The organism is Sphingobacterium sp. UBA2480, assembly GCF_002341965.1.
GTDB lineage: Bacteria > Bacteroidota > Bacteroidia > Sphingobacteriales > Sphingobacteriaceae > Sphingobacterium > Sphingobacterium multivorum.
The window spans coordinates 97,136-109,163 of record NZ_DDPA01000005.1 but is presented as its reverse complement, the minus strand read 5'-3'; the positions used below and the strand labels follow the sequence as shown (position 1 = coordinate 109,163).

The 12,028-nt window shown below is 40.0% G+C and carries 12 protein-coding genes; 9 read left to right on the top strand and 3 right to left on the bottom strand.

The window, feature by feature from the left end; genetic code table 11:
* Nucleotides 1-12: 12 nt before the first annotated feature.
* From B3600_RS10605 to B3600_RS10585, 5 genes are all read left to right on the top strand, one after another.
* The gene (locus B3600_RS10605; protein ID WP_286752912.1) at nt 13-1,608 is read left to right on the top strand and encodes a SusD/RagB family nutrient-binding outer membrane lipoprotein; all 1,596 of its coding nucleotides are present in this window, start codon (nt 13-15) and stop codon (nt 1,606-1,608) included.
* Nucleotides 1,609-1,676: 68 nt separating this feature from the next.
* Nucleotides 1,677-2,159 carry a hypothetical protein gene (locus B3600_RS10600; RefSeq protein WP_286752911.1) on the top strand — a complete coding sequence of 161 codons (483 nt, stop codon included), beginning with the start codon at nt 1,677-1,679 and terminating at the stop codon, nt 2,157-2,159.
* A 228-nt stretch (nt 2,160-2,387) separates the two neighbouring features.
* A complete protein-coding gene (locus B3600_RS10595) occupies nt 2,388-2,945 on the top strand; it encodes an RNA polymerase sigma factor (protein ID WP_046674226.1) in 558 nt (185 codons plus the stop codon).
* Nucleotides 2,935-3,756 (top strand): hypothetical protein, encoded by an 822-nt coding sequence (locus B3600_RS10590; protein ID WP_286752910.1) that lies wholly within the window; start codon nt 2,935-2,937, stop codon nt 3,754-3,756. Before B3600_RS10595 ends, B3600_RS10590 begins: the two co-directional genes overlap by 11 nt.
* 97 nt (nt 3,757-3,853) lie before the next feature.
* Complete coding sequence (locus B3600_RS10585; RefSeq protein WP_070567332.1) at nt 3,854-4,786, top strand: DUF4097 family beta strand repeat-containing protein; 933 nt, start codon at nt 3,854-3,856, stop codon at nt 4,784-4,786.
* A 26-nt stretch (nt 4,787-4,812) separates the two neighbouring features.
* On the opposite strand, the gene B3600_RS10580 is transcribed toward B3600_RS10585, so the two are convergent.
* The 3 genes from B3600_RS10580 to B3600_RS10570 all read right to left on the bottom strand — a co-directional run bounded on the left by B3600_RS10580 (nt 4,813) and on the right by B3600_RS10570 (nt 8,377).
* On the bottom strand, nt 4,813-5,514 hold the full coding sequence (locus tag B3600_RS10580; RefSeq protein WP_286752909.1) for a class I SAM-dependent methyltransferase: 702 nt from the start codon (nt 5,512-5,514) through the stop codon (nt 4,813-4,815).
* Nucleotides 5,507-6,688: a nicotinate phosphoribosyltransferase gene (gene pncB, locus B3600_RS10575; RefSeq protein WP_286752908.1), complete on the bottom strand. Its 1,182-nt coding sequence runs from the start codon at nt 6,686-6,688 to the stop codon at nt 5,507-5,509. The genes B3600_RS10580 and pncB overlap by 8 nt, the downstream gene beginning before the upstream one ends.
* A 159-nt stretch (nt 6,689-6,847) precedes the next feature.
* Entirely contained in the window at nt 6,848-8,377 is a 1,530-nt protein-coding gene (locus tag B3600_RS10570) for a DUF6600 domain-containing protein (RefSeq protein ID WP_286752907.1), read from the bottom strand.
* Nucleotides 8,378-8,631: 254 nt separating this feature from the next.
* Between B3600_RS10570 and B3600_RS10565 the strand changes: the two genes are divergently transcribed.
* The 4 genes from B3600_RS10565 (at nt 8,632) to B3600_RS10550 (ending at nt 12,021) form a co-directional block, all read left to right on the top strand.
* Entirely contained in the window at nt 8,632-9,390 is a 759-nt protein-coding gene (locus tag B3600_RS10565; RefSeq protein WP_046674222.1) for an MlaE family ABC transporter permease, read from the top strand.
* Between the two features lie 6 nt (nt 9,391-9,396).
* Nucleotides 9,397-10,170 carry an ABC transporter ATP-binding protein gene (locus B3600_RS10560; protein ID WP_046674221.1) on the top strand — a complete coding sequence of 258 codons (774 nt, stop codon included), beginning with the start codon at nt 9,397-9,399 and terminating at the stop codon, nt 10,168-10,170.
* Between the two features lie 5 nt (nt 10,171-10,175).
* Nucleotides 10,176-11,180: an MlaD family protein gene (locus tag B3600_RS10555; protein WP_046674220.1), complete on the top strand. Its 1,005-nt coding sequence runs from the start codon at nt 10,176-10,178 to the stop codon at nt 11,178-11,180.
* Nucleotides 11,181-11,319: 139 nt separating this feature from the next.
* Complete coding sequence (locus B3600_RS10550; protein WP_286752906.1) at nt 11,320-12,021, top strand: RluA family pseudouridine synthase; 702 nt, start codon at nt 11,320-11,322, stop codon at nt 12,019-12,021.
* The last annotated feature ends 7 nt before the right edge of the window (nt 12,022-12,028 follow it).

Below are 12,028 nucleotides of genomic sequence, written 5' to 3'. Positions count from 1 at the left end.
TTGCAAACAATCATGAAAAGATATATTAAACCGGTATTTGTTAGTTTAATGGCGGCTACATTATTTATGGAAAGTAGCTGTACCAAAGATTTTGATAAGATAAATACAGATCCAGTTGCTTACGGAAAAGAAAATTGGGATCCAAATTATACATTGAGCTCAGCACAGTTGTTTTACACCGGAAGTTTTGATTTTGCATACGATACATGGCGTGGAAATCTGATTTATTCTTCCACAATGATGCAAGGTTTATCGACCGTAGTGAGTTATTGGGCTGGGGACAAATATATGCTGAATGAAAGTTATACCGCGGCTTATTGGGGGACGGGTACAGTAGGGGCCTATATTGAGCAGGTTCGTAATATTGTGGATGTGGTTGAGTTTACAAAAGACAAACCAAAATATGCAAATCTCCACAATGTCGCCCGTATTTGGAAAGCTTTAATTTTCGCACGCTTAACTGATTTGTATGGCGATGTTCCCTATTCGGAGGCGGGACTGGGTTTTTATACCAAAGTTTATAAACCGAAGTATGACAAGCAGCAGGATATCTATACTGATTTGCTGAAGGAACTGGAAGCGGCTACTGCAGCGTTAAAAGATGATGGTGATAAAGTCACTGGGGATGTTATTTATAAAGGTGATATTGCCAAATGGCGTAAATTTGGTAATTCTCTACTGCTTCGCACAGCGATGCGTTTGGTTAAAGTAGACGAAGCTAAAGCGAAAGAGTATGTGCAGAAGGCTGCGGGCAAGACAATGGACAGTAATGCTGACAATGCATTTATTTTACATGATGAGTCTGGATCTCGGGTAACGCAAAATAGAAATAGCCAAGTTTTATTGGGTGATGGTGGTCAAGAGAATTATTATGTCAAATGGTCTAAAACATTTATTGACTATCTAAAAAGCAATAATGATCCGAGGTTACAAAAGGTAGCTGTCACAAAACTGTATTTATCGGAAAAGGATAAAGGACAGAACGGGAGTTTTATCACAGACCCAACCAAGCAAAAGGGGATGCCTAACGGTAAGGATTTGGGCTCAAATGCGCAGTATAACATCAGTAGCGATCCAAGTTACACGACCTTTGCGGAATATTCTTCGCCCAATCCTAATATGATCAAGCGGACTGGCGCGACATTTATTTTGACCTACGGTGAATCCGAATTGCTTTTAGCAGAGGCTGCCCAACGTTGGGGCATCGGTGGTAGTGTGAGCGACCATTATAAAAAAGGGGTGAAGGCAAGCATTACGTATCTGAATCAATATGATGGTTCCTTGGCAATAAGTGATGCAGATGCCGAGACTTACTTGGCAGCAAATCCATTTAATGCTGCTGATGCCTTAAAGCAGATTAATACTCAATACTGGGCACATACCATAACGATGATGGACTTTTATGAAACTTGGAGCAACTGGCGTAGAAGTGGCTATCCAGCGTTAACTCCTGTGAATTATCCAGGCAATGCAACGTCGGGGACTATTCCAAGAAGATTCCCTTATCCTTCTACTGAAGCGGCTATCAATGGCGAAAACTACAGAGCAGCTTCGGCCGCAGTACCTGGCGGAGACAAGTTGTCTGGTCGAGTTTGGTGGGATAAATAATTACAATGGTTTGTTTTTGATTGAGGCTGAACTTTCGTAGTTTGGCCTCTTTAAACCTTTTATAAAATATGATAAACCTAAAAAATCAATTGCTGTTTGCGATCGCGACTTCCTGTCTTGTTTTTTCATGTAAAAATAATACTGAAAAAAAAGAAGTTGATGCGGTAAAATCAACTTCTTTGTCCGGTACCTATAAGCTTATTGAAAGCAAGACAATTAAAGGGAAGGATACGGTGACCGCTTTTACGGATACCAGTAAAACAGAGATGTTTAAAATGTTCAATGATGACCATTTTTCTTTCTTTAACCACGATAAGGAAAAAGGTAAAGGGAAAGAACCGCTATTTGTAGCCGGTGGCGGTACCTATTCTTTTGATGGTGTCAACTATCAAGAAAGACTACAATATTGTTCAATGCGGGATTGGGAAAGCAATAAGTTTGATTTTAAACTTACTTTAAAAGGAGATACCTTGATTCAAACCGGTGAGGAAAATTTACCTGAATTGGGGGTTAAACATACCATTGTGGAAACCTATTTAAAAGTCAAATAATCAATATTCTTATACCTGGAATTTTAACATCCCTCTTAAGTTTATTTTATTAATGCAGGCACTCAAGATTTCTTGAGTGTTTTTTTTGTTTGCTGGGAGGCCCTTTAAAAGGCTTTTATGCGATAATAGCATTATTTTAGAAAAAAAATAAAATTATATTGCAACATTTTCAACAGGGGCCCGACTACATAGTAGAAACATAAGAATTAACAGTATTAATTTTAGAACGTGCAAAATCAGCTTAGCGATAAGGAATTATTAGCGATGTGCCAAACGGGCAACGAGTCTGGCTTTGCGCAGCTCTATCATCGGTATGCAAAAAAGATTTTTAATTCTATTTATCGGGTTTTGTCGAATCAGGAAGAAAGTGAAGATATTTTACAGGAAACCTTTGTTGATTTTTTTGCAAGATCAGATAAATGGCATTTAGTGCTCAGTGTGGAGGCCTGGTTGAGAAGAATGGGGGTGAATAAGGCAATCTCATTATTACGGAAGAATAAGCAATATTTTACGCCGGTGGATGATCTGGAAATTCAGGATGATGGCGAAGACGAATTGCTGGAAAAAGAGTGGCGTGAATGTCGTTTGACAGATTTGGAAAATGTGATCGATCAACTGACCGGTGTACCTAAGATGGTGGTCAATCTTTATCTGTTTGAAAATATGAGCCATGATGAAGTTGCGGAAACATTGGGGATGACAGCAGTTGCTGTACGTAGCCAATACCACCGTGCTAAAAAGAAAATTTACGAACAATTGAAGGAAAGGTATAATTATGCGGGATAATTTAAAAGATTTTGTGAACGCTAATCGGGAGGCATTTGATCAGAGAGAACCTTCGGCTGACTTATGGAATAAAATTAGGCCACAAGTAGTCCCCACTGTTCAGGAAAGAAAGATTAAGCCTTTATGGAAATGGGCAAGTATTGCGGCAGCAGCATTGTTAGTTGGGACAGCAACCTTTATTGCTTTTGACCAACATCATGAATTAGCGGTAGAAAAACCTGTGGCTGCAGTACATCCGGTTACTGTTCAGAAAAGTACTGGAGATACAAATGTGGATCATGCTGGCCTGATGGATATTGTTTCTGATAGCCAAAAGAATTCAGCTCGGGTTAACGCAATAGCGAGTATCGAAGGCAAAAGAAAACAATTGGCAAAAGTAAGCGTATCCGAAGCTGCTCATCGCGAAAAGGAAGAGAAGATGGATTATGTTCAGATGCTTCAAGATTCCAGTTCTGCGAGTACACGGTTAAGTGCTGTCTTGGCGATGAAAGATGGGGGAAGCTTAGATGGGAATAGTAGGGGAGCTTTAGAAAAGACTGCTGTATCAGATCAAAGCAGTAATGTACGCATGGCTGCAATTGAAACGATATTAAATGGACTTAGTCCGGAAGAACGTCAACAAAAGGTTCAGGACTTTTTTGTGGAGCAAAATGATCCCACTTTACAAATGGAACTGATGCAAATGATGGCCCAACAGGCGGATCCGACGATGAAGGCGACGACAAAGGAAAAGTTAAATGAAATTGTCGAAGATCCCTTTACCCTGAAATTTGTGAAGGAGCAGGCTTATGCGGTATTATTAAATCAATAACGGAATATATTAAGGTGGAAGTCGGATTGTGTATGTTAATCAATGAAAAAGCTTAAAATACATTATTTGACACATAATAAAGTAAAACTAAAACGAAATGAAAAAGATAAGGATAATGATGATTGGGGTCGCACTGATCTTTGCAAGCGCATTGCAGGCCCAGGTAAATGAAAATGTTGAAGGAGTTGCTGCGCCAAAACCTCCTAATCCTCCTAAAAAGGCTAGAGCGGTGTCAGGAGTTGTTGTCAGTAATAATCATAATTTTACCTACAGTTCTGCTGGATTCGGCCGTTCCAATGGACCGAAAAGCTGGAAAGAAATTAAAGTGCCCAACTTGGGGAATAAGCTCCTATTAAAATTGGATAATGTTTATATCGAAGGGTATAAGGGAAAAGACGTGCTGATTACGGCCAAAGTGGAGGAAAGTGAAGAAAATGACCGCGCCAAAGGCCTACGTGTGATCAATGGCTCGGGCTTATCGGATAATTCAGGGCTTGGTATGAATATCAAAACAGAAGGTGGGGTGACTGAAATAAGTATGGTAGGGATGCCCTTAGAAGATTCTATTCGTATCAGGATACCGATGGATCTGCCTGTGACGATCAAAGGCGGTCGTGGAGCGATGTTTAATGCGGGGGAAATCGAATTAAAAGATATCCGGGCTGAGGTTGAAGTTGCTAGTACAATGGGGAATGTGAATTTATTGAACGTGACGGGGCCGATCAATGTCAAGGTTGCACAGGGAGATGTAACGGCCAAATTTGTTCAACCTGTTAAAGGACCGATTTCTTTGGTCGCAGCAATGGGGGCCGTAGATGTGGCCTTTCCAAAGAATTTTGGTGCTAATGTGGATGTGAAATCAGCCATGGGGAACATCTATGCAGCAGACGAGTTTCAGTTTGAGAAACAGTCTGAAGAGCCGAAGTCAACGCCAATGGGAAATGCGGTGAAAGGCAAAATGAATGGTGGTGGACAGGATGTTATCTTAAAAACATCCATGGGAGATATTTACATAAGAACACAGAAATAAAAAAAATAGCCTGTTAGAATAACAGGCTATTTTTTTAGTTCCATGCGGACGAGGTATTGATCATTCTCATCTTCATACAAAATTTGGACAACCCAGCCCAGTTCGTGCGAAATTTTAATCAACAAATCCTGATCTAAGTAGAGCCATTTGAACAGGTTTCCTTTTTTGCCTTTGTATTCGTATTGATATTGAATTTCCCCAAAATAATGCGCTGGTTTTTTGATGTTATAATCTTTGTACAGATAACTGATGTCTGAAGAGTCAAAAATCAGTTGGCCATTTTCAGTCAATAATTCTTTGCTATGCTGTAATAGTTTTCGAAAGCCATCTACGTCGCCAGCAAGGCCTATTCCGTTCATCAAAAGCAAAAGTGTATCGTATTTTTGGCCTTCGAATTTATAGAAATCTTCGCAGATAATATGTTGTACCCCGCGTTGTTGCATAATATGGCAGGCGGTCTGCGAGAGTTCCAGTGCATCTACTTCAAAACCTTTTTCTTGTAGATAAAGGCTATGGCTGCCAACTCCAGCTCCAACATCCAGTACACGTCCATCACATAAGGATAGACCAATAAATTCCAGTTCAGGGAAATCATCAGGTTCACGAAAGAAAATCTCGACCGGCATTTCGTCTCGGTCGCCATAACTCGTGTGGAGTACTAAAGGAAATTTTTCTTCTTGATGTACGAAATAATCATCTAAAGCTTCACCGTATACGTCTCTATGCATTGTCATCATCAATCATTAGTACTTTTTTTGCTATATATATGGAGTCTTCATCTCCCGTATGTTTCATGGGTTCGTCAGATAGTTTGATGACCGGGGTCCATTGATCATCTTCTGGCAAAGCGTCGGTCATCTTAATGACGATATTCATGGGTTTAAGACCGACATCATTGGTGAAATTGGTGCCAACGCCAAAGGAATGCAAGATTTTTCCCTCACAGTAGCTCGCGATTCTTTCGACTTTCTCATAGTCCAGTCCATCCGAGAATATAATTGTTTTGGAGAGGGGATCGATTCCATTCTTCTTATAATGTGCGATGACCTTATCTGTAAATTCAAGTGGATCTCCACTGTCGTGTCGGACTCCATCAAATAATTTGGTTAATTTTTTGTCAAACTGCTGAAAGAAGACTTCCGTCGTATAGGTGTCCGATAGTGCTATTCCGAGGTCACCCCGGTAGACATCAGACCAATGTTCAAGGCCAAGGAGATTCGCCATTTTATATCCGTATTTGGCAGCGTGGAACATAAACCATTCATGGGCATGTGTGCCGATTGGTTTCGTCTCATATTTCATTGCTAAATGTACATTGCTGGTGCCTATAAATGTTTTTTCGCCGTATTGCTTCAGTGTGCGAACGACCAAATCGTGGACTTCATAAGAATGACGTCTGCGCGTGCCAAAATCAGCAATTGTGATATTGAGTTTTTTATATTTTTCGATTTTATCTTTGGCGGTGGCGATCACAGCTGCATCCGAGGCACGTTGTAGACCTTGGGATTCATAAAAAAGTTCACAGATAAGCGACATTAATGGGACTTCCCAAAGAATAGTACGGTACCAATACCCTTCGATAATGACTTCAAGGTCGGGGCCATCCTGAAATATTTTGATTTCCTCGGGATCGTAGCGATAACCTTGAAGAAAATCGAAATAGGTTGGGTCTATATAAGGACATGTCTTGGCAAAGAAAGCCTTTTCTGCTTTTGTTAACTTCAAATTAGCCATCTCATGGACGGCCTCCCTCAGGAGTACATCAAAACCATCGGGAAATTTATGATGTCCCCGATTAATAAAATGATAACGTGCCTTGGCCTTTGGAAACAACTTGACCACGGCATGCTGCATGGTGAATTTGTAAAAGTCATTATCTAATATAGAGTTAAATGAAGCCATCTTTATCGATCTGTTTTTTGTTTGAAGCGGTAAATTTACTAATTAACGTGAAAATGTATGGATTGTTCATGATAAATATAAAAAGACATGCATATAAAAGGCGGGTAAAATTTTTCATTTTACCCGCCAGATGTGAATTATTATTTTATTCGGCTGTCATTATCTTGTTCTAGATCTTTCTGATCCTTGCGAAGAACGTCCAGAGTTACGTTCGCCTGAGCTTTCTGAAGACCTTGATCGAGATACTGAGGATGAATTGTCTGTATTTGATCTACTTCTTGTGTTTTCGTAGCTCCGATTTTGAGTTGGTTGTGCTACAGGTTGCGACACAGGTTGGCTCGAACGAGTTCTGTTGCCATCATAATTTCCATTTCGTTGCGGCGTTGTCGTAGGTTGCGCAACTCTTGGCGGCACAGCCTGATCGGAACCGTTCGCACTAGACCGCGAGCGTGAATTATAATCTGTGTTTCTATTGTAGTCTGTACTTCTGCCGTTGGCTACACCATTATTGTCAACGGAGCGATTTTGCCTGTCCCTAGTGGTAGATGTAGGGTTGTTATTGTTTGAAGCATCCGACTGGCGACTTGATCGCGTTCTAAAATCATAGTTATTCGAATTAGGTTGTGTACCATTCGTATTTCTATTTATAGTACCATTGTCTCCGGTTCGAGTATTATTAATTGAACTACGGCTTGAACCACCGCTGTTGGCATCATTACGAGACCTTACAGAAGCATTTCCACTGTTGTCAATATATAACTCACGATTTCCTGATCTCGAGTCGATGTTATCTCTGTTGGTTATGACACGATTGGTTCGATCTGAAATCTCACTATTGTTATTTCGTGTTCGGGTAGAAGCATCTACGACATTCGTGGGGCGTGCAGAGGATCTTGTATTACGGTCTACATTCGGACGGTACATACTGATTTCATTACTGCGGTTGCTGCTACTGCGTACAGACCCAGGTCTATCGACACTTGCGATTCTATTCACTGTTACGCTTCTTCCTGTCGAACGTTCAATATCGGATCTTCGCGGACCGCCAACATAATAGTTGTTGTTAATTATCGTGGTATTATTGATAATGGTGGTTCTGTTGTAGATATTATTGTAATTTCTTCTATTAACATAATATCTATCCATGTCTCGCCGCATAAAGTGATTGACTCCCACAAATGTCCAAAAGTTCATTGGAATATTAACGGATACATTAATATTCATGCCTGGGCCCAGAGGAGCCCAACCGTAGTAGTCATTACTTTGACGCCAATTTACCCATGCTGGTCCCCATTCATAGTCAGGAACCCATCCCCAGCCATAACGGTCATTGTAGTTCCAGCGACCATAGTGGAAAGGGGCCCAACCCCAGTCATAATTGGATACCCAGGTATTTCCATAGTCAGTCATTGTCCAATAACCATTGGTTGCATAAGGCTGGAAGTTCGGACCAACGTCCGGGATCCAAACATAGCCATAATTGGGATCATTAACCCATTGTCCATAAGGTGAAAGCTGATCATAGAATAGCTGGAACGAAACTCCATCATTGTTATAATTGTTATAACCAGTATTGTTATAACCATTATTATATCCACCCCGTTGGGCCATTGAAGTAGCGCAACTTGAAAAAGAAGCGATACCGATAAAACCAAGTACCCAATATTTTATGTTGCCTAAATTTTTCATTTCTGTAATATTTAAAAGTGTGACAAACTCTATGCTATTGTCTTTGTTATTATGACAGCATAACGTATAAAATGGTTTAATCGGTACATTAGAAATCTGATTTTTTATATATAAAAGTCAAATTGATGATCTTTTTACATAAACGACAATTTTAGATACATATTTTTATTTACCTTTACCGCTCGAATTGCTACGTGTTTGTTCAGCATAAGACGTGTTTTAAAACACATTAATTTGAAATAGACATCATTTAAATGGCTAAAAAACTTCAGACTTTTTTTCTAGAATTTGCAAACATTCACCGTTTTTTGCTACGGTTTTGGCGTGAATTGGTAACTCCACCCTATGAATTTAAAGAGATTGTCCGTCAGTGCTATGAAATAGGCTATAAATCGTTGCCTTTGATCAGTTTAACGGGATTTATTGTTGGATTTGTTTTTACAAAACAGTCACGTCCTTCTTTGGAGGAATTTGGAGCGACTTCGATGTTGCCTTCGCTTATTTCGATCGCTATTGTTCGTGCATTAGCACCATTGGTGACGGCTTTAATAGCTTCGGGTAAAGTGGGTTCGCAAATTGGGGCAGAACTAAGTTCGATGAATGTCACGGAGCAAATCGATGCGATGGAAGTTTCGGGGACTAATCCATATAAGTTTCTTATTGTAAGTAGAATATTAGCTACAACTATTGGAATTCCAGTACTGTGTTTTTATGTGGCAGGTATAGGCCTTTTAGGTGGTTACCTAAGTATGATGAGTAAAGATGACTTAAGTTTTTTGAGTTTTTTTACGCAAGTATTTGAAACGATAGCATTTAAGGATTTAGGCGCTATGGTGTTGCGGGCAGTTATATTTGGTTTTACCATTGGAGCTGTAAGTTGTTATTGCGGTTATTTTTCTTCAAAGGGAACTGAAGGTGTTGGAAAGGCAGCGAATGCGGCCGTTGTAGCTTCGATGTTCCTTGTCTTTATTGAGGAAATAATTATTGTTCAAGTTTTATCGTTCTTTGGATAGTGAGCTATGGAAAAGATTAAGTCAACCATCGACCATTCGAAGCCGGTCATTGAAATTAGGGATGTTAGTAAATCTTTCGGTGATAATCACGTCCTACGTGGTGTCAATCTGGATTTATATAAAGAAGAAAATCTCGTTGTGCTTGGGCGTTCTGGAACAGGGAAATCCGTGTTGATCAAATTGATTTCGGGCTTATTAAGACCGGATGAGGGGACGATCAATGTTTTGGGAGAGTCAGTTCTGGAATTAAATGATCGTGAATTGCGTGAATTACGTTTGAAAATAGGGTTTTCTTTTCAGAATAGCGCACTTTATGACAGTATGACTGTGCGCGAAAATTTGGAATTTCCATTGGTTCGAAATAAACGCAACTTAACACGTTCGGAGATCAATCAAGCTGTAGAAGAGGTGTTGGATGGTGTAGGGCTTTCGCAAGCGATCAATCAGATGCCTTCAGAGTTGTCTGGTGGACAGCGGAAGCGAATTGGTATTGCGCGTACCCTGATTCTTAGACCTGAAATCATGATGTACGATGAGCCAACAGCAGGGCTCGATCCGATTACTTGTTTGGAGATTAATGGATTGATTAACGAGGTTCAGGAGAGGTATAAAACAGCATCAATTATTATCACGCACGATTTGGCTTGTGCGAAAGAAGTGGGAGACCGGATTGTGATGTTGTTGGATGGTAAGTTTGAAAGACAGGGGTCTTTTGAAGAAATTTTTGATACAGATGACGCACGAGTAAGAGCGTTTTATAATTATAATTTTATTCTATAATATACATGAGTAAGGCAGAAAATAAAAGAGCAATCATTGTCGGTATTTTTGTTTTTTTAGGCGTATTGATTCTTTTAGCGGGTATTTTTATTTTGGGTAGCCAGCAAAAGAAATTTACTAGAAATATTGAAATTACGACTTCATTTCCCGATGTCGCTGGATTGAAGGTGGGGAGTAATGTCTGGTTTTCTGGGGTTAAGGTCGGGATCATTAAGAATATACATTTTAAAAGCGTGCAGGATGTTGAGGTGGTATTGACCATTGAGGAGAAATCTGCTGAGTATATTCGTAAAGATGCCGTAACAAAATTGGGCTCGGATGGTTTGATCGGTAACAAGATCGTAGTGATTTCTGGAGGGTCTCAAAACGCGCCCACTGTGGAGACAGGTGATTTCTTGCGTTCGGCGAAGACTGCGGACATGGAAGCGATGATGGAAACATTGCAGGTAAATAATGAAAACTTAGCAAAGATTACCACTGACTTTGTAGAAATATCACGTGGATTGGCGGATGGAAAAGGAATGGTTGGCGCGATGTTGACCGATACGTCCATGGTAAATACATTGCGTGCGACGTTATTATCGATCAGTGCTGCAATGAATAATGCAAACAAAGCTTCTGCTAATTTGGTCACCTTGACAAACTCTTTAAATAGCAATAAGGGCTTGATTCATGATTTAACGACCGATACCGCTATATTCTCTAATCTGCGTCAGTCTGCAGCGCAGTTGCAAGGAGTTTCCCAGACAGCAAATGCATTGATAAACAATTTGAATAATGCATCTGGCCGGTTGAATGATAAAGATAATGCGGTGGGCGTTTTGTTGAATGATCCAGCATCAGCAAATCAGATTAAATCGGCAATCAATAACCTGAATTCGAGTACCGCGAAATTGGATGAAAATATGGAAGCGTTGCAACATAATTTCTTATTACGTGGTTTCTTTAAAAAGAAGATGAAAGAGGATGCTAAAAAAGCTGAGTTGCTTAAAGCGGACACGACGAAATAAGTGGATTAAAAAGAACATAATGAAAGGCTGTACGCTTGCGTAGAGCCTTTTTTAATAAATAATACCGTCAATATGGGCTCCAATTCAACAGACATTTAGCTCTGTATAGCATTTGGATACCCCCTTTTAATTTGAAAAAATGAATCATACTGAAATTACAGATAAAGACGTCATCTACGAAGACAATCATCTCATCGCTATAAATAAGAAAGCCGGGGATATTGTGCAGGTGGATGAAACAGGAGACCTATCTTTAGAGGATATGGTGAAAGTATATTTGAAAAAGAAATATGATAAGCCAAATGATGCCTTTGTTGGTGTTATTCATCGATTAGATAGACCTGTTAGTGGTATGATTTTGTTCGCCAAAACAAGCAAGGCGCTAGAGCGAATGAATAAATTTTTTCAGGATAGACATGTGAAAAAGACCTATTTGGCAATCGTCAGACAACGTCCGCGAAAAACGGAGGGGAAACTGATCAATTGGTTGGTTAGAAATAGACAAACGCGCGTAACAAAGGCTTTTCCACGGGAGGTGAAAGGTGGAAGTTATGCTGAGTTGGATTATACCTTGGTGGGTGAGTTGAATGGATTCTATTTGCTGCGAATAGAACCTTTAACAGGTCGTACACATCAAATTCGTGCGCAACTTGCAGCGATGGGCTGTCCTATTGTTGGCGATAATAAGTATGGATACCCAAGAGGTAGTTCTTTGGGCAGTATCTGTTTACATTCGCGTTCATTGGCCTTTACACATCCAATTAAAAAGGATAAGATGGAATTGATAGCTTCACTGCCTAAAGATGGCTTTTGGGATAAATTTGAATCTTTGGCACGCTAATCGTTAA